14 protein-coding genes are annotated in these 18,320 nt (G+C 73.3%); 6 read left to right on the forward strand and 8 right to left on the reverse strand.

Going from position 1 to position 18,320, the window contains the following annotated elements; translation table 11 throughout:
- Nucleotides 1-162 precede the first annotated feature (162 nt).
- Nucleotides 163-2,703, reverse strand: a complete 2,541-nt coding sequence (locus BJ965_RS21180; protein WP_184910070.1) for a helicase C-terminal domain-containing protein — start codon at nucleotides 2,701-2,703, stop codon at nucleotides 163-165.
- Nucleotides 2,704-2,867: 164 nt separating this feature from the next.
- Here BJ965_RS21180 and BJ965_RS21185 point away from each other — a divergent pair, with 164 nt between their 5' ends.
- Complete coding sequence (locus tag BJ965_RS21185) at nucleotides 2,868-3,857, forward strand: hypothetical protein (RefSeq protein WP_184910071.1); 990 nt, start codon at nucleotides 2,868-2,870, stop codon at nucleotides 3,855-3,857.
- Nucleotides 3,858-3,909: 52 nt separating this feature from the next.
- Nucleotides 3,910-4,542, forward strand: a complete 633-nt coding sequence (locus BJ965_RS21190; RefSeq protein WP_184910072.1) for an HAD family hydrolase — start codon at nucleotides 3,910-3,912, stop codon at nucleotides 4,540-4,542.
- On the opposite strand, the gene BJ965_RS21195 is transcribed toward BJ965_RS21190, so the two are convergent.
- Nucleotides 4,521-4,769 (reverse strand): hypothetical protein, encoded by a 249-nt coding sequence (locus tag BJ965_RS21195; protein ID WP_031110609.1) that lies wholly within the window; start codon nucleotides 4,767-4,769, stop codon nucleotides 4,521-4,523. The genes BJ965_RS21190 and BJ965_RS21195 overlap by 22 nt on opposite strands.
- 163 nt (nucleotides 4,770-4,932) lie before the next feature.
- Between BJ965_RS21195 and BJ965_RS21200 the strand changes: the two genes are divergently transcribed.
- Nucleotides 4,933-5,316, forward strand: a complete 384-nt coding sequence (locus BJ965_RS21200; RefSeq protein ID WP_030849358.1) for a cold-shock protein — start codon at nucleotides 4,933-4,935, stop codon at nucleotides 5,314-5,316.
- Nucleotides 5,317-5,320: 4 nt separating this feature from the next.
- Here the strand turns inward: BJ965_RS21200 and BJ965_RS21205 are convergent, their stop codons facing one another.
- From BJ965_RS21205 to BJ965_RS21220, 4 genes are all read right to left on the reverse strand, one after another.
- On the reverse strand, nucleotides 5,321-6,205 hold the full coding sequence (locus BJ965_RS21205; RefSeq protein WP_184910073.1) for a 1,4-dihydroxy-6-naphthoate synthase: 885 nt from the start codon (nucleotides 6,203-6,205) through the stop codon (nucleotides 5,321-5,323).
- Nucleotides 6,195-6,845, reverse strand: coding sequence for a futalosine hydrolase (locus BJ965_RS21210; protein WP_184910074.1), 651 nt, complete (start codon nucleotides 6,843-6,845; stop codon nucleotides 6,195-6,197). Before BJ965_RS21210 ends, BJ965_RS21205 begins: the two co-directional genes overlap by 11 nt.
- Nucleotides 6,846-6,874: 29 nt before the next feature.
- The gene (locus BJ965_RS21215) at nucleotides 6,875-7,348 is read right to left on the reverse strand and encodes a DUF2771 domain-containing protein (protein WP_184910075.1); all 474 of its coding nucleotides are present in this window, start codon (nucleotides 7,346-7,348) and stop codon (nucleotides 6,875-6,877) included.
- Between the two features lie 76 nt (nucleotides 7,349-7,424).
- Nucleotides 7,425-8,858: an MFS transporter gene (locus BJ965_RS21220; protein WP_184910076.1), complete on the reverse strand. Its 1,434-nt coding sequence runs from the start codon at nucleotides 8,856-8,858 to the stop codon at nucleotides 7,425-7,427.
- 271 nt (nucleotides 8,859-9,129) lie between these two features.
- Here BJ965_RS21220 and BJ965_RS21225 point away from each other — a divergent pair, with 271 nt between their 5' ends.
- From BJ965_RS21225 to BJ965_RS21235, 3 genes are all read left to right on the forward strand, one after another.
- Complete coding sequence (locus BJ965_RS21225) at nucleotides 9,130-10,056, forward strand: DUF3027 domain-containing protein (protein WP_184910077.1); 927 nt, start codon at nucleotides 9,130-9,132, stop codon at nucleotides 10,054-10,056.
- 584 nt (nucleotides 10,057-10,640) lie between these two features.
- Entirely contained in the window at nucleotides 10,641-13,769 is a 3,129-nt protein-coding gene (locus BJ965_RS21230; RefSeq protein ID WP_184910078.1) for a sacsin N-terminal ATP-binding-like domain-containing protein, read from the forward strand.
- A gap of 194 nt (nucleotides 13,770-13,963) precedes the next feature.
- On the forward strand, nucleotides 13,964-14,872 hold the full coding sequence (locus BJ965_RS21235; RefSeq protein ID WP_184910079.1) for a hypothetical protein: 909 nt from the start codon (nucleotides 13,964-13,966) through the stop codon (nucleotides 14,870-14,872).
- A gap of 6 nt (nucleotides 14,873-14,878) precedes the next feature.
- Here the strand turns inward: BJ965_RS21235 and BJ965_RS21240 are convergent, their stop codons facing one another.
- Together BJ965_RS21240 and BJ965_RS21245 are read right to left on the reverse strand one after the other, a co-directional pair.
- A complete protein-coding gene (locus tag BJ965_RS21240; RefSeq protein WP_184910080.1) occupies nucleotides 14,879-17,272 on the reverse strand; it encodes an HAD-IC family P-type ATPase in 2,394 nt (797 codons plus the stop codon).
- Between the two features lie 133 nt (nucleotides 17,273-17,405).
- Entirely contained in the window at nucleotides 17,406-18,251 is an 846-nt protein-coding gene (locus BJ965_RS21245; protein WP_184910081.1) for a class I SAM-dependent methyltransferase, read from the reverse strand.
- Nucleotides 18,252-18,320 lie beyond the last annotated feature (69 nt).

Below are 18,320 nucleotides of genomic sequence, written 5' to 3' on the forward strand. Positions count from 1 at the left end.
AGGACACCCGGTGGCTGCCCCCGCGCGCACGACGTGATGCGGCACGCCCGGGAAGGTCGCCCGAGCGTGGGAAATCCCCGGCGTGGCGTGCATGAACGCCCGCCTGCACCCGAACGGGTGACGGCCCCCGCGTCCTCGTCAGTGCGGTGGTCCGTGTGGTCGTCAGCCCGCGTCGTCGGCGAGCTCCGCCACCCCGGTGATCCGGTGCAGCGGATACGTGCGGACCTCGTCCGCGGTGTGGTCGTACGCCGTGACGAAGCCGCCCTCGACGCGGATCGGGGCGACGACCCGCTGGCTGGCGGCGCCCTCGGCGTTCACGTAGCCGATCCACAGGGCCTCGCCGGTGAGGACGGCGGCCTGCATGGTGGCGAGGGTCTCGGCGGCACCGGTGCGGGGCAGCTCGCCGTTGGCCGCCGGGGCCGCACCGGGCTTGCGCGGGGTGGTGGAGGCGAGGTCGCCGGCTCGGATGGCGCGCAGCGCGGCCGCGAGGAGGGTGTCGTCGGGGACCGGCGGGCCGTCCGGGACCGGCTCGGGCGCGGTGCGCGGCGGGGTGCGGTGGGCCAGGGCGCGGGTGATCAGCACATCGCCCTCGGCGGACTCGGCGGCCGGTGCGAACCCCATCGACCGCAGGCCTTCCAGGAGCCCGGCCGGGTCGGTCTGGGCGGCCAGCACGGTCGGGGCGAGCCGGCGCAGCCCCAGCCCGGCGGCCCGCTTGTCGGCCAGGATCTCGCTGAGCATCGCGTCGTCGTCGCAGCGCACATACGCCGAGGCCGCGCCGACCCGCAGATGCCCGTGCCGGCGGGCCACGTCGTCGATCAGGTACGCGAGCGGCTGCGGTACCGGCGTGCGGGAGTGCGTGGCGAGGAAGGCGTGCAGGTCGGAGGCGGCCTGCCCGGCGTCCAGCGCCCGCCGCACCGAGCCGGGCGTGAACCGGTAGACGGTCGCCCCGCCCTTGGACTCGACGTCCGCCAGCACGTCCAGCATGTCCGCGAGCGGCCGTTGCAGCGGGCCGGGCGCCACCGCCGTCAGGTCGGCCTGGAGCAGCACGTGGTCCAGCGGCTCGGGCAGCAGCGGCGCGAGCAGCCGGGCCGCGGCGGCGGAGGCAACGGCCTGTTCGGCGGGGGAGAGGGGAGCGAGCGGGGTGGTGCGGTGATGGTGGTGGACGGGCAGCTTGTCCCCCGGCCCGGCAGGTTCCGCTTCCGGGCCCGGCGTGGGAGCCGCGGGCGCGCCCAGCAGCGCCCGGCCCTGCGCCGACAGCGCGCCCCGGCCCGTGACACCCAGCAGCTCCGCCTCGGACAGCGCCCATTCGGCGAGCCGGCCGCGCAGATCGTCCTCGCGCCGGTCGCCGCGCAGGGGCCGCTCCCAGCGCAGCCGGGCCAGCACCGACCCGGCGGCGGGCGCGGCGCCCTCCGGTAGCCCGGCCAGCAGCGCCAGCACCCGGTGCCGTACCTCGGGCGCGGCCGAGCGGTCCAGGCCCGGCCCGAGCGCCGACAACGTACGGTCTTTGGCGTCCCGCCCGCCCACGAGACCGGCCGTGCGGGTCGCCGCCAGCCACGCCGTGACCAGCAGCGACCAGCGCTCGGCGGCGGGCAGTTCCAGCCACTCGTCGTACGCCGGGGTCGCCGCGTACCGCTCGTCGGCCTCGCCGTCCGAGGCGATCAGGCCCGCCGCGTACGCCAGCTCCACCCAGAACGCGGCGGCCGGCTCGGGCACGTCGAGCGCGACGGCGGTCCGCTTCAGGTCGCGCACGCTCAGCCCACCGGCCCGCAGCACCGCGGGCCCGCCCTCGTCCCAGTCCTTCAGCAGCTCCTCGACGGTCGCGAGCGCGGTGTACGCCTGCCCGGCCGCGGCACTGTCCACAACCTGTGGACGGTGAACGGCCGCCGTCTCGACCACCGGCGGCATCGGCTCGGGCGTCCGGTGCGCCAGGCCCCGCCGCAGATGCAGGGCGACCTCGCGCGGCAGGACGACCGTCCCGGGCGCGGTCGGCAGCAGCAGTCCGCGGTCCAGCAGCCAGCGCAGCCGGGGCGCCGGATCGGCCGTGACCTGCCCGTACGGCGGCCCCCACACCAGGCGCTCCAGCACGTCGAGGGAGTCGGCCGGGGCGTCGGCGAGCAGCGCGGCCATCCGGGCCCGGTCCGTGAACAGCCCGGCCAGGGCGGTCACCGCGGAGACCGAGTCGTGCGTCGAGGCGAGTCCCGCGGCCGTGACGATCTCCTGGATCCGGCCCGGGGACATTCCGGCGGTGGCCTCCTGGACCGTCGGGCCGAGCCCGGTCGGCGAGGGGTGCTGCGGCGAGGGCGCCAGCAGCTCACGCGCCGTGCGCACCAGTCGCAGCCGGTCGTCGTCACCCCACACCAGGGCCTGCTCGCGCAAAACGTCCAGGGCGTGCGGCAGCGCGGCGACGACGGCCGGGTCGGCGTCGTCCCCGGCCATGAGCCCGAGCAGTTCGCCGTACGCCGCCGGGTCCGCCGCCACGGCCAGTGCCTCCGCCGTCTGGAGCGCGAACCGGTCCAGCCGCTCCAGCGCCCGCACGACCGAGGCACGGGTGCCGGCCCGGGTCGCGAGCTGGGTGAGGTCGGTGGGGACGGGCGTGATGAGATCCGGGCGGCTGCGCAGGAGCGCGCCCAGCGAAGCGTCGCCCCGCGCGCGGAGCTCTTCCGCGAGGGAGCGGGGGGCCGGGGGCCTGTCCTCGGTGCTCATCCGGTCCACGGTAGCGGGTCGGCCCCGGCGGCAGGGCCGACTGTGCGGGGCCCCGGCCGGGTCCCCTTACCCGAACGCGGGACGGGGTTTTGGCCGCTTCGTGGGCACTCGCGGTACCGTCGTGCGACGGCGTCACGCAACGCACCCGCCCCGGAGGGGACTTCGTGGGGATTGAGAGCGACCAGGTCGTTTACGAGTATCTGAGCCGCGTCGGCGACGTGGCCCAGCAGCGGCAGTTGTCGTCGGCCACCCGTATGCGTCTGGTCGCGGACCTGCGCAACGAGATCGACAAGCGCCGCGCGAAGGCCACCGTCGACTCGCCCGCCGCCGTCCGCCGCATCCTGTCCCGCCTGGGCAGCCCCGACGACATCGTGACCGCGGCGGCGGGCGGTACGGGCGGTGAGCCGCACAGCGCCGCCCCCGCCTCGGTCCCCGTGCAGCGCGAGGCCGAGCCGGAGGAGCGGACGCAGGGCGTCATGCGGCGCGTCGTACCGCGTCCCCGGCCCGCGCGGTCCGCCGGGGAGCCGCATCCCGCGCCCTCCGACGGCCCGGCCCCGCCGCACCTGGCCGCCGGGCACGAGCTCGGCGACAGCACGCACAAGCCGGACTGGTGGCGGGTGGACAGCGGCCCCTTCGGCGTGGGCGACGAGGTGCCGGGGTTCGTGGGCGGCGTGGAGGTGCCGGACCTGCTGAAGCCGCCGGCGCCGCGGAAGGCGGAGAAGGCCAAGCCGGACGCCGAGGAAACGGCCCCGGTCGTCGAGACCGCCGAGGTGACCGAGCAGGGCGGCCGCCGCCGTCTCCCGCGTCTGCCCACGACGAACTGGAGCAACCCGCTCCTCCTGATCGCCGCAGGCCTCCTCGTCGCCGGTGCCGTCCTCGGCAACTGGTTCGTCCTCCTGCTCGGCTGGCTCATCGCCTACGCCTCCCGCCGCCTCACCCAGGCCGAGACGAAGTGGGCGGTCGTCATCCTGCCGAGCCTCTCCGTGGCGGGGGGCCTGGTGTGGCTGTGGGGCCGGATGAACGGCCGCTGGGGCGACCCGATCGCCGAGGGCCACATGAACGCCGCGGTGGCGGAGACCTGGCCGTGGGTGGTCAGGGGCGCGGCGGTGACGTCCGCCCTGTTCCTGGTGTGGCGCTCACAGCGCCCGCGCTAGGGCGCCACAGCCGGACGCCTGGCGGTCACACCCTCTGGGCACAATGGCCCATATGGCCTTCATGACCCCGCCCGCGCTCACCGTCGGCTTCGACCTCGACATGACCCTCATCGACTCCCGGCCCGGCATCCGCGCCTGCTACCAGGCGCTGTCCGAGCGGACGGGCACGTACATCGACGCCGACCTGGCGGTCACACGGCTCGGGCCGCCGCTGGCCGAGGAGCTGATCAACTGGTTCCCGGCCGAGGAGATCGCGGCCATGGCGGACCTGTACCGGGAGATGTACCCGGCCATCGCCATCACCGCGACCCCGGCGATGACCGGCGCCCGCGAGGCCATCGCGGCCGTACGGGAGGCCGGCGGACGCGCGATAGTCGTCACCGCCAAGTACGAGCCCAACGCCAAACTGCACCTCGCCCACCTCGGCATCGAGCCCGACGCCGTCATCGGCGACCTGTGGGCCGAGCAGAAGGCGGAGGCCCTGCGCGAGCACGACGCGGGCGTCTACGTCGGCGACCACGTCGGGGACGTCCGCGGCGCCCGGACCGCCGGGGCGCTCTCGGTCGCCGTGGCCACCGGCCCCTGCCCCGAAGAGGAACTGCGCGCGGCGGGCGCGGACGTCGTCCTCACCGATCTGACCGAATTCCCGCGGTGGCTTTCGGACTACCGCCCCGCGCGCGCCTGACGGCGGCCCGCCGCCACGGAACGCAGTACTCCCGCACCGGCCATCAGGAATCCGACGGCCATGAGCATGCTCAATCCGAACATGTACGTCGGAAAGGGAGTCGTCCCGAGGAACAGCGGGGCGACCGTGACCAGTGTGGCCAGGGCGCCGATGAAGAAGACGACGGCTCCGGCACGGACCAGGCGGTCACCGGGAGCGGCGGAATTCGTTTGGGTTTTGTCACGCACCCGACCAGGGTAGTTCCCAGCGCGAAGGAACAACCGGGTGACGTCTTGTCACCGGCTGCAAGAGCATTAGCCTGGGTACCGGCGGGTCGTACGACCCGCCCGAGTGCTATCAAGAGCCGTTTCCAGAAGCAGTTTTCCGACGAGTACGAGGACGAGGACAGACGTGCCTACCGGCAAGGTCAAGTGGTTCAACAGCGAGAAGGGCTTCGGCTTTCTCTCCCGCGACGACGGCGGTGACGTCTTCGTCCATTCCTCGGTCCTCCCCGCCGGAGTCGAGATGCTCAAGCCGGGCCAGCGCGTCGAGTTCGGCGTCGTCGCCGGGCAGCGCGGCGACCAGGCGCTGTCCCTGACGATCCTGGACCCGACCCCCTCCGTCGCCGCAGCGACCCGCAAGAAGCCGGACGAGCTGGCCTCCATCGTCCAGGACCTGACGACCCTCCTGGAGAACATCACGCCGATGCTGGAGCGCGGCCGCTACCCCGAGAAGACGGCGGGCAAGAAGATCGCCGGCCTGCTGCGCGCGGTCGCCGACCAGCTGGACGTGTGAGGCCTCAGGGAAAACGCAGCGCGTCCGGGCCGAGGGGCGGTACGAGTCCCTCGGCCGCCGCGCGGGTCAGCAGCCCGCGCACGGCCGCGTAGCCGTCCTCGCCGAGGTCCGCGGTGAACTCGTTGACGTACAGCCCGATGTGCTGGTCGGCGACGGCCGGGTCCATCTCCTGGGCGTGCTCCATGACGTACGGCCGGGACGCCTCGGGATCGTCCCAGGCGGCGCGCACGGACGTGCGGATCGAGTCGGCCAGCAGCCGCAGCTTCTGCTCGCCCAGGGACCGCTTGGCGATGATCGCGCCCAGCGGGATCGGCAGCCCCGTGGTGTTCTCCCAGTGCTCGCCCATGTCGGCGAGCTTGTGCAGCCCGTAGTTCCGGTACGTGAAGCGCGCCTCGTGGATCACGAGCCCCGCGTCTACCTTCCCGTCCCGCACGGCCGGCATGATCTCGTGGAACGGCATGACGACGATCTCGCCGACCCCGTCCGCCATCGTGTCCGCGGCCCACAGCCGGAACAGCAGGTACGCGGTCGACTTATCACTGGGCACCGCCACGGTCCGCCCCGTGAGTCCCCCAAGCCCTCGGCTTCGCTCGAGCAGGGAGGCGCCCCCACCACCGGCCTCCCGCGTCAGCACCAGCGGCCCGCAGCCCCGCCCCAGCGCGCCCCCGCAGGGCAGCAGGGCGTAGTCGTCGAGCACGTAGGGCAGCACCGCGTACGACACCTTCAGCACGTCGAACTCGCCGCGCTCGGCCATGCCGTTGGTGATGTCGATGTCGGCGAAGGTCACGTCGAGGGCAGGGGCGCCGGGGACCCGGTCGTGGGCGAGGGCGTCGAAGACGAAGGTGTCGTTCGGGCAGGGCGAGTACGCGATCTGCAGCTCAACTGTCATGCCGGTTCCAACTCTCCAGTACGGGCGCGAGCTTCCCGAACCCCTCGGTCAAGGCTGCCAGAGCCTCGCCGATCCGCCATGCGGCGCGGTCACGCGGCCCGACGGGATTGGAGATCGCGCGGATCTCCAGCACGGGCACCCCCTGCGCGGCGGCGGCCTCGGCGACGCCGAAGCCCTCCATGGCCTCGGCGAGGGCGGTGGGGTGCCGCTCCCGCAGCACGGCGGCCCGGGCGGCCGTCCCGGTCACGGTCGACACCGTGAGCACGGCCCCGGTCCTCGCCCCGGCGTTCTCGGCGACCCGCCGGACGAGATCCGCCGACGGCTCGTGCAGGACCGTCCCGAACCCGAGCTCGGTCACCGGAAGGAACCCGTCCTCGGTCTCGGCCCCCAGATCGGCCGCGACGATCCCGTCGGCGACCACGAGCGACCCCACCGGCGCCTCGGGCTGGAACCCGCCCCCGATCCCGGCCGACACGACCAGGCCGTAGGGCGCGCCCTTCAGGGCGGCGGCGGTGAGCGCGGAGGCGGTGGAGGCGGCGGCGAGCGCGGGCCCGACACCGGCGGCGATCACCTCAAACCCGCCGTGGCCGGGAAAGGCCTGAGCCACCGCGTCCCTCTCCACGGAGACTGCGGTGGCCACAAGAACCCGGCCAAGGCCGGTGGCAGCGATCAGGCGTCCTTCTTGAGCTTGAAGTTCCAGAGCCCGGAGGTGTCCTTGTCGCCTTCCTTGATGGAGACCAGCGTCGAGTTGCCCTGCGCGCCGTACTGGGCGTTGAAGAACACGCTGCCCGGAATCGTGCGGTAGGTCTTCGTGCTGGAGTCGGTCAGCGGCTGACCGTTCATCAGGATCGTCCAGCCGTTGTCGGCGATCTCGGGGTCGACACCGAAGCGCACCGTCTCGTCGGGGTCGACGGAGATGCTCTTGATGCCCTTGTTCTTCAGGCACCCGGAGAGGTCGGACGGCTTCAGGGCGTCGCCCTCGCCGCCGCAGGTGGCCTCGGAGTTCACCGAGTCGCTGCCCACGGTGACCGTGGCCATCGGCGTCGGCTTGTCACAGGCAGACAGGACGAGCAGTCCGGCGGATACGACACCGGCGACGGCGACGGCGCGGCGGCGTCGCACAACGGATTGCAACGTGTTCATGGGCGAAGGCTATAGGGCGCGCGGGTCGCACCGCCCACGCGGGGTACGGCTCCCCCGGAGATCCATCAGAAGGGCCCTACGCCACACGCGCCCGCCCCGGGCCCCCGCGCCGGGCCGAGTCGATCAGCCCCCGCACGGTCGTCAGCCACCCGACGCCGACGATCGCGGCGCCCACCGCCAGCCCGGCCGTGCCGTTGAGCGGCATCGCGATGCCGACCGCCCCGCCCAGCACCCAGGACATCTGCAGCAGCGTCTCGGAGCGGGCGAAGGCCGACGTACGCACGCTCTCGGGCACGTCCCGCTGGATCAGCGCGTCCAGCGACAGCTTGGCCAGGGCCTGCGCGAACCCGGCGATCGCCGCCAGAGCGGCCACCAGGACCGCGCCGAAGAACACCGCGGCCGTGATCGCCGCGCCCGCCACGCCCGCCACGACCGTCACGATGATGATCTCCGGCGCCCGGGAGCGCAGCCACGCCCCGACGGCCGTACCGAGCGCGTTGCCCACGCCCGCCGACACGCCGACGATCCCCAGCGACACGGCGGCGCTCTGGCCGGAGACCGGGTGCTCGCGCAGCAGGAACGCCAGGAAGAAGATCAGGAACCCGGTCAGACAGCGGATGGCGGCGTTGGCGGCCAGGGCGTGGGTGACGGCCGGGCCGACCGTGCGCAGCCCGGGGCGCTTGACGGGCTGCCGGTGCGGCCCGTGCAGGTGCTGCTCGTCCGCGGCCAGCAGGGCGCGGTCCTCGCCCTTGGCGGAGTCGACCTTCGGCGGCAGCGTGAACGACAGGATCGTCCCCGCGACGAACAGCACGAAGGCGCCGAAAAGGGGCCAGCGCGGCCCGATCTGCTGGAGTCCGGCGCCGATGGGCGCGGCGATGCCGGTGGCGAGGAGGCCGCCGAGGGTGACCCGCGAGTTGGCCTTCACCAGGGAGAAGCGCGGTGGCAGCAGCCGGGGCACCACGGCGCTTCTGACCACGCCGTACGCCTTCGACGAGACAAGGACACCCAGCGCGGCCGGATAGAGCTCCAGGCCGCCGCTGACGACCGCGCCGGACAGGACGATCGCGAGCAGCGCCCGGGCCAGCATCGCGCCGGCCATCGCGGCACGGCGGCCGTGCGGGATGCGGTCGAGGAGCGGGCCGATGACGGGCGCGAGGAGGGTGAAGGGCGCCATGGTGATGGCGAGATACAGAGCGACGCGGCCGCGGGCCTCGTCGGTGGGCACGGAGAAGAAGACCGTGGAGGCCAGGGCGACGGTGATCATGACGTCGCCGGCGCCGTTCACGCCGTGCAGTTCGATCAGCTTGCCGAGGCCGGACTCGCCGGCGCCGTGCGCGTGGGTGGCCTTGCGGATACCGCGGGCCGTGCCGGTCACGGGGAAGTGCAGGGCACGGCCGACCGCACGGAAGGAGCCGCGCAGACGGCCCGGTCCGTTCAGTCGGCTGCTTCCCTTGACCCCTTTCGACCCACCGGTCCCGGTGGCGCCCGGGGGTGTCTTCGCGGCTGCCACGACGTCATAGTGCCCCGATAAGGCCGTGGGTAGTGCCATTACCGCTTGTATAGGGCCTGTGGGGTGACTGTCCGGGGGGCGGCCAGGGGTCCGGTGGGCGGTGCAACAGGACCGTCGGTGTACGCGAAGTGGGGCGGAAGGGTAGCGTGCGTATCTCAGCCATCCCGCAAAATGGATGAAGGATGTCGACGCGGTCCCCCGGTCCGCTCCGTCCGCCCCCGCGCTGGGAGTGGCGCACTCGTGAGACGGCGTATGGAGAGAAGCGATACCTGTGAGCGCAGCGACAACGCGAAGCCGCACCCCTGACCGTCTGTGCGCCGAGGCCGTCGACCTCGCACGCGCCGCAGCCGAGGAGGCCGCCGCGCCGGGAATCGTCGGGGAGCATGTAGGCCTGATCTCCGAGGGGGACCGGGTCGTCACGCACTTCTTCCAGTGCCGGGAGCTCGGGTACCGGGGCTGGCGCTGGGCCGTGACGGTGGCCCGGGCGTCCCGGGCGAAGATCGTCACGGTGGACGAGGCCGCGCTGCTGCCCGGCCCGGACGCCGTGCTGGCGCCCGAGTGGGTGCCGTGGAGCGAACGGCTGCGGCCCGGCGACATGGGGCCGGGCGACCTGCTGCCCACCGACGCCGAGGACCTGCGGCTGGAGCCGGGCTACACGGGCGAGGACGAGCCCGCGCCGAACGTTCCCGTGTCGCACGAGATGGCCGACCTGGTGGAGGCGGAGGACGCGGATCTCACCACGGGCCCCTCGTCCGGCTTCACGGTCGCCCCCCTGCGCGGTTCGATCCCGGCGATCGCCGAGGAACTGGGCATGCGCCGGGCCCGCGTCCTGTCCCGCTACGGCCTGCACACCGCGGCCGACCGCTGGGAGGAGGCGTTCGGCCCCAAGACGCCCATGGCCCAGTCGGCCCCGGCCGCCTGCGTCAGCTGCGGCTTCCTCGTCCCCATCGGCGGCTCCCTCGGCCAGGCCTTCGGCGCCTGCGCCAACGAGTTCTCCCCGGCCGACGGCCGCCTGGTCTCCCTCGCCTACGGCTGCGGCGGCCACTCCGAGGCCGCGGTCATGCCCCGCCCGCCCCAGCCGGCCGCCCCGGTCATCGACGAGACCCGCGTCGACCCGTTCCCGCTGCGCCCGTCCTCGGACTCGGGCTCGGTGACACCGACGGCGGACGCGGACTCGGAGGACCTGGGCCACTCGTAGCCGACGGCGGCCGGCCTGACGCGGGGCGCTGCGCGCTGCCGAGTTCTTGGCGGTCCGCCCGGCTCCGGGGTCCGCGCCCGGCTGTGTCACCGGCGGTCTGCCTGGCTGCTCGCGCCCGGCCGTGCGTCCGGTGGTTGGCCCGGGTCGGGGTGCGTTGGGTTGGCGAGTCTTGGCGGTCCGCTCGGCTCTCCGGGGTCCGCGCCCGGCTGTGTCACCGGCGGTCTGCGTGGCTACGGTGCTCGCGCCCGGCCGTGCGGTCGGTGGTTGCCCGGGACGGGTCCCGTGCGCTGCCGGGTCCTTGGGAGCCGCTCGGCTCCGGGGTCCGCACCCGGCCGGGTCACCGGCGGCTGGCCTGGACGGAGTGCCGCACACTGCCGAATCTTGGGGGGCGCTCCGGCGGGGTCCCGCACGCCACCGACCCATCGGGGGTCCGCTCGGCGGGGGTGCCCTGTGCCGCCGAGCCACCGGTCGCCCGCGACGCCGTCGAGGTCCCGGGCCCCGGTGGTCCGCGTCGGGCGGGCGCACGGTGGGTGCTTCTCAGGCGGTACCTTCGTCCTCACGTCCACGAGGAGAAGGAACGGAACGTGAGCAGCAAGTTCGTGCGGCCCGCCGCCGAGGGGGCCGATCCGTTCGGTACCGCCCGCCTGCGGCGCGGTGTCCTCGACGCCTGGGCCACCAGCCCCGCCCGGTTCCGCGAGGACGCCAACGCCGAGGAGGACCTGGTCCTCGGCGGCTACCGGGACCGGCTCGTCGTGGAGCTCGCCCAGAACGCCGCCGACGCCGCGGCCCGGGCCGGAAAGCCGGGCCGGCTGCGGCTCACCCTGCGCGACGGGGTGCTCGTCGCCGCCAACACCGGCGCCCCGCTGGACGCCGCCGGCGTGGAGTCCCTGTCCACGCTGCGCGCCTCGGCCAAGAGGGACCCGCGCGACACGTCCTCCGTGGGACGGTTCGGTGTCGGGTTCGCCGCCGTCCTCTCCGTCACCGACGAGCCCGCCGTCGTCGGCCGTCACGGCGGTGTGCGCTGGTCCCTCGCCGAGGCCAGGGCACTGGCCGCCGAGACCGCCCGGCACAGCCCCGGCCTCGGCGACGAGGTCCGGCGCCGGGACGGACACGTACCGCTGCTGCGGCTGCCGTACGCCGCCGAGGGCACCGCACCCGACCCCTACGACACCGCCGTCATCCTGCCGCTGCGCGACGCGGCCGCCGCCGATCTCGCCGAGCGGCTGCTGCGGGCCGTCGACGACGCCCTGCTGCTCACCCTCCCCGGCCTCGAAGAGCTGGTCGTCGAGATCAACGGGGAGAGCCCGCGGACCCTCACCCGCCGTACCGACGGTGCCTTCACCGTCGTCGACGACTCCGTCCACGGTGTCACCCACTGGCGCACCACGGCTGCTCACGGCCCCCTCACCCCCGACCTCCTCACCGACCGGCCCGTCGAGGAGCGGCTGCGGCCCCACTGGTCCGTCACCTGGGCCGTCCCCGTGGACAGCGACGGCAGCCCGGCCCGGCCCCGCACCAGCGCGGTCGTGCACGCCCCCACCCCGAGCGACGAACCGCTCGGCGTCCCCGCGCTGCTCATCGCCTCGTTCCCGCTGGACTCCACCCGCCGGCACGCCGCCCCCGGCCCGCTGACCGACTTCCTCGTCCAGCGCGCGGCCGACGCCTACGCCGAACTCCTCGGCGACTGGCGGCCGGTGACCTCCGGGATCATCGGCCTGGTACCCGGCCCGCTCGGCAAGGGCGAGCTGGACGGCGCCCTGCGCCAGGCGATCCTGGACCGGCTGCCTCGTACTTCGTTCCTGCCGCCCGCCCTCCCTCCCCGTGAGGGCGACGACCTGCCCGATGCCCTGCGGCCCCGGGACGCCGAGATCGTCGAGGGCGCGGGCGCGGACACCGTGCGGGTGCTCGCCGAGGTGCTGCCCACCCTGCTGCCCGCCGGGCTGGAGCGCCGCGCGGAGCTGCGGACCCTGGGCGTCGCCCGCGTCCCGCTGACCGACGCGATCGACCGCCTCGCCGGGCTGGAGAAGGAGCCCGGCTGGTGGCGGCGGCTCTACGACAGCCTGGCCGGGACCGACCCCGACCGCTTGTCGGGGCTCCCGGTCCCGCTGGCCGACGGCCGGACGACCATCGGGCCCCGGCAGATCCTGCTGCCCGGCGCGGAGACCGCCCGGATCGACCCCGAGGTGCTGGCCCGGCTCGGCCTGAAGGTCGCCCATCCGGACGCCGCCCACCCGATCCTGGAGAAGCTGGGCGCCCTGCCCGCGACGCCCCGGGCCGTCCTCACCACCCCGCAGGTCCGGGCCGCCGTCGCCGCGTCCCTGGACGACGAGGGCGGCGTGAACTGGGAGGAGGACGTCCTCGACGCCGACGAACTGGCCGACACCGTGCTCGCGCTGGTGCGGGACGCCGGCCTGGAGCCCGGTGACGAGCCCTGGCTCGGCGCGCTCGCCCTGCCCGACGAGGACGGCGAACCGGCCCCGGCCTGCGAACTCGTCTACCCCGGCAGCCCCTTCGCCCAGGTCATGCGCGAGGGCGAACTCGCCGCCGTGGACGCCGAGGTAGCCGACAAGTGGGGCGAGCAGCCGCTGGCCGCCTGCGGTGTCCTGGTGGACTTCGTGATCGTCCGCGCCACCGACGTCGTCCTCGACCCGGACGAACTGGAGCCCCGCGAGGGCGACTTCGCCGAGCCCGACGACGCGGGCCTGCTGGACGCCGTCGATGTGTGGTGCGAGGACGTCCTCGACCGCTTCCCGGACAGCCCGGTGCCGCCGGTCGCCACCGAGATCGTCGCCGTACGGGATCTGGACCTCGTCGACGAGGACAAGTGGGCGCAGGCGCTGACGCTGCTGTCCCGGCCGCCGCTCCGGGACGCCATCGTCCAACCGGTGCGGATCCTGCTGCCGGACGGGACGCACGAGGTCGTCCGCCCTTACACCGCCTGGTGGCTGCGCGGGAACCCGGTGCTCGACGGCCGCCGCCCGGCCGGTCTGCGGGCCGCCGGCGGAGACCCGCTGCTGCGCGGGCTCTACGACGAGGCCGACGCGACCGGGTTCGAGGACGAGCAGGTGCTGCGGGCACTGGGCGTGCGGACGTCCGTCGCCGCGCTGCTGGACGAGCCCGGCGGCGCCGCCGAGCTGCTGGAGCGGCTCGCCGACCCCGAGCGCGAGGTGACGAGCTCTCAGCTGCACGCTCTGTACGGGTCGTTGGCTGAGCTGGACCCGGAGCAGGTGACGCTGCCGGACGACCTGCGGGCCGTCACCGACGGCCGGGTGGAGGTCGTCGACGCGGCCGACGCCGTGGTGTGCGACTCGCCCGACCTGCTTCCGTTCACCGAGGGCGTCCCGCTGCTTCCCGTACGGCCGTCGCGCGCCGCAGATCTGGCCGAACTGTTCCAGGTGCGGCGGCTGAGCGAGTCCGTCACCGGGGAGGTCACCTCCGAGGGCACCGAGCACGACGTGCCCGAGCCGGTGCGGGTGCTGCTCGGCCGGAACACCCCGTCGTTCTACGTCGAGCACGAGGAACTCGTCGTCGACGGCGTGGAGATCGACTGGCGCCTCACCGTCGACGGCGTCCTGCACGCCGCCACCCTGGAGGGCGTCGCCGCGGGGCTCGCCTGGGCGGCGGGGCAGTGGCCGCGGCGGTTCGAGGTGGCGGCGCTGCTGGAAGACCCGTCACGGACCGAGGAGTTGGCGCGGGACCGGTGGTTCGACTGAGCCGGTGGTGACGTGCGACCGAGCCCAGTGGTGACGTGTGACCGCTGGTGAAAAGTTCCGCACATATTTTTCACCTGTCGTACAACCATGCGCATGGCTGGGCTATCTGATCACGTGAGTCAACAGACTCCACGATCACTTGGGCCCCGAGAGCCGACGACGAGCACCGGGGCCCCTCTCCACCTGGAGAACGCATGCGTATCCGAGCCACCGTGGCCGCCGTCACCGGCGCCCTGGCCCTCTCCGCCCTCGCCGTTCCGGCCGCGCAGGCCGCGGAGCCGAAGGTTCCCGCCGACATCGCCGCCGCCAGCGAGGTCCTCCACTCCGACTCCGGCCGCTCGGCCTTCGTCGGCACCGTGGACGGCGCGCCGATCGCGCTGAACGCGACCTTCTCCTCGGTCAAGGTCAACAACGGCAAGAACATCGCCGTCGGCACCACCAACGTGGTCAAGGTCCCCGTGTCCTTCACGCTGACCCACGGCAAGGAGGTGAACATCCACGCCGCGGACTTCTTCGCGGGCGTCGAGCTGTACCGCGGTGCCTCGTTCGAGGACTCGGCCTTCTTCTTCGACAGCAACGACGCGACCTGCACGGACTCGTCCGCGACCGTCGCGAGCTGCAAGGCAACCGTCGAGATCGACCCGTTCGCGCTGCTGAACGAGGACGCCGGCTCCTGGAAGGCGGCCGCGTTCGCGGTCGCGTTCAACGGCGAGGACCCCGAGAACCCGAACCTGGACAACGTCGGTGTCGCGGTGAAGGACCCGACGAACTCCTTCAAGCTCCAGCGCTACTCGAAGCTGACGGTCAACGCCTCGCCCGAGCCGGTGAAGAAGGGCAAGACCATCACGGTCACCGGCAAGCTGTCCCGCGCCAACTGGGACGACAACAAGTACCACGGCTACACCAACCAGTCGGTGAAGCTGCAGTTCCGCAAGAAGAACAGCAACACCTACACCACCGTGAAGACCATCAAGTCCAACTCCACGGGCGAGCTGAAGACCACCGTCAAGGCCTCGGAGGACGGCTACTTCCGCTACTCCTTCGCGGGCACCACGACCACCCCGGCGGTCAACGCCACGGGTGACTTCGTCGACGTGAAGTAGGGCCCGCTACGCGGCGAAGCGGCGGTCCACCCACCTCCACAGGAGTTCCAGGGCGGCCGCCGCCACCGCCGCGATGCCGACGGCGGTCCACGGCATCGTCACCCCCACCAGCTTCAGCGCGAAGAAGTGCTGCAACCACGGCACGACCAGCACCAGCAGGAACGCCCCGGCCATGGCCGCGACGAGGGCGACCCGCCACCAGGTGTAGGGCCGGGCGATGATCGCCAGCACCCACATCGAGATCAGGAACAACGTGAGCGTCGCCGCGCTGGTCTCCGCGTCCAGCGCCCCCGGCCCCGTGTAGTGCTCCCGGGCGAGGAGGTACGTCGCGAAGGTCGCCACCGCCGCCACGACCCCGCCCGGGATCGCGTACCGCATGACCCGCCGTACGAAATGCGGCTTCGCGCGCTCCTTGTTGGGCGCGAGCGCGAGGAAGAACGCCGGGATGCCGATGGTCAGCGTCGACAGCAGGGTCAGATGGCGCGGCAGGAACGGGTACTCCACCTGCGAGCAGACCACCAGGACGGCCAGCAGCACCGAGTAGACCGTCTTGACGAGGAACAGCGTCGCCACCCGCGTGATGTTGCCGATGACCCGGCGCCCCTCGGCGACCACCGACGGCAGCGTCGCGAAACTGTTGTTCAGCAGCACGATCTGCGCGACCGCCCGGGTCGCCTCCGAGCCGGAGCCCATCGCAACGCCGATGTCGGCGTCCTTCAGGGCGAGGACGTCGTTCACCCCGTCGCCCGTCATCGCGACGGTGTGGCCGCGGGATTGCAGCGCGCCCACCATGGTCCGCTTCTGCTGCGGGGTGACCCGCCCGAACACCGTGCCGTCGTCGAGCGCGTCGGCCATTCCGTCCGGCTCGGCGGGCAGCCGCCGTGCGTCCACGGTCGTGCCGGACAGCCCGAGCTTGGCGGCGACCGCCCCGACCGACACCGCGTTGTCGCCGGAGATGACCTTGGCCCGGACGTTCTGGTCGGCGAAGTAGCGCAGCGTGTCGGCGGCGTCCGGCCGCAGCCGCTGCTCCAGCACGAGCAGGGCGGTGGGCTTCGCCCCGCGCGTCACGTCGGGATCGTCCAGGTCCCGCGCGACCCGGACGAGCAGCAGCACGCGGAGGCCCTGCTCGTTGAGCCGCCCGGTCTCGGCCAGGGCCGGATCGTCGTCCGCGAGGAGCACGTCGGGTGCACCCAGCAGCCACCGGCCGGTCTGCCCGTCGCCCTCGCTGAACACGGCGCCGCTGTACTTGCGGGCGGAGGAGAACGGCAGGGCCTCGGTGCAGCGCCAGCCCTCGACGGCCGGGTAGGCGTCGATGATCGCCTTCAGGGAAGCGTTCGGCCGCGGGTCGGACTCGCCGAGCGCGCCGAGCACCCTCCGTACGTAGGTCTCGTCGGCGCCCTGGAGCGGGCGCAGCTCCGTGACGTCCATGCCACCCTCGGTGAGGGTGCCGGTCTTGTCGAGGCAGACGGTGTCGACCCGGGCGAGTCCCTCGATCGCGGGCAGCTCCTGCACCAGGCACTGCTTGCGGCCCAGGCGGATCACGCCGATGGCGAAGGCGACCGAGGTGAGCAGGACCAGCCCCTCGGGGACCATCGGGACGATGCCGCCGACGGTGCGGGCGACGGAGTCGTCGAAGGCGTTCTCCTTCACGACCAGCTGGCTGATGATCAGGCCGATCGCGGTCGGGACCATCATCCAGGTGACGTACTTGAGGATGGTGGAGATGCCCGACCGCAGCTCGGACTGGACGAGGGTGAAGCGCGAGGCCTCCTCGGCGAGCTGGGCGGCGTAGGCCTCGCGGCCGACCTTCGTCGCCTGGAAGGCCCCGCCGCCCGCCACCACGAAGCTGCCCGACATGACGTGGTCGCCGGGGTGTTTGACGACCGGGTCGGCCTCGCCGGTGAGCAGCGACTCGTCGATCTCCAGACCGTCGGCCTCGACGCAGACACCGTCGACGACGACCTTGTCCCCGGGCCCGATCTCGATCAGGTCGTCCAGCACGATCTCGGAGGTGCTGACCGGTGCGGCGGTCCCGTCGCGCCGTACGGTGGGCCGCACCTCGCCGATCAGCGCGAGCGAGTCCAGGGTCTTCTTCGCCCGCCACTCCTGGACGATCCCGATGCCGGTGTTGGCGAGGATCACGAACCCGAACAGGCTGTCCTGGATCGGCGCGACCACCAGCATGATCAGCCACAGCACGCCGATGATCGCGTTGAAGCGGGTGAAGACGTTCGCGTGGACGATGTCGACGGTGGACCGGCTGCTGCGCACCGGCACGTCGTTGACCTGGCCGCGCTCCACCCGTTCGGCGACCTGAGCACCGGTCAGGCCGGTCTCGCGGGAGGTGACCGTCGCCGGCAGCGCGGAGTCGGGGCGGGCACCCGCGTCGAGATGCGTCATGCATTCGACGGTACGTGCGGATTTGCCGCTTCACCCGCTGAATGCGGCGAAGATCCGACCTGGGAAGGACGGACTTCGTGCCGTGGTCGTACGGCAGTTGTGCGCCGTCGGACCACGGTGCCGCGTCCCGGTGTCAGCCCGCCCGGCGGGCGGTGAACAGCAGGTACTCCCACTCCAGGACGGTCCTGCCGGAGCCCGTGCCCTGGTCGCCGTCGCGGACGAGGTCCACCAGGGCGCCGTCCAGGGCGGCGGTGCGTTCGGGCTCGCCGGCGATGTTCTTGTAGACGCTGATGGTCGGGCCGTAGCGCTCCTTGAAGTAGTCGCGGAACATCTCCGGCGTCTCGAAGCGGTCCACCCGGACCGTGCGGCGTTCGGCGCTGACGTCCGTGACCCGGTCGCCGAGGAGGGCGCGGACGTGGTCCTCGTCCCCCCACAGCGGGGGCGGCTGGGCGCCGGGCGGGGGCGGTGGCGCGTACGGCTTCATGGCGGCGAACATCCGGCCGATGAAGCCCTGGGGCGTCCAGCTGAGCAGCCCGATGGTGCCGCCGGGGCGGCAGACCCGCACGAGTTCGTCGGCGGCCTGCTGGTGGTGCGGGGCGAACATGACGCCGACGCAGGACAGCACGGTGTCGAACTCGGCGTCCCCGTAGGGCAGGGCCTCGGCGTCGGCCTCCTGCCAGGTGAGGCGGGCGCCCTGCTTCTCGGCCACCCGCCGGCCCGCCTCGAACAGCTCGGGGGTGAGGTCGGAGGCCACCACGTCCGCCCCGGTCAGGGCCGCCGGGATCGCGGCGTTTCCGGAGCCGGCGCCCACGTCCAGCACCCGTAGGCCGGAGCGCACCCCGCACGCCTCGGCCAGGATCGCTCCCAGCTCGGGGATGACCTCGGCGGCCAGGGACGGGTAGTCGCCCTGGGCCCACATCGCCCGGTGCTTGGACTTCAGGGCACGGTCGGCCTCGGCCGCGCTGTTCTGCATCGTCATCGCTGCGCTCCTCACCGGTCGGACGGCGGTTTCGCGCTGACGGTTTTCGAGCGTTCAGCCGCCTTCTAC

Origin of the sequence: Streptomyces luteogriseus, from assembly GCF_014205055.1 — a bacterium.
In the GTDB taxonomy this organism is placed as follows: Bacteria; Actinomycetota; Actinomycetes; order Streptomycetales; family Streptomycetaceae; genus Streptomyces; species Streptomyces luteogriseus.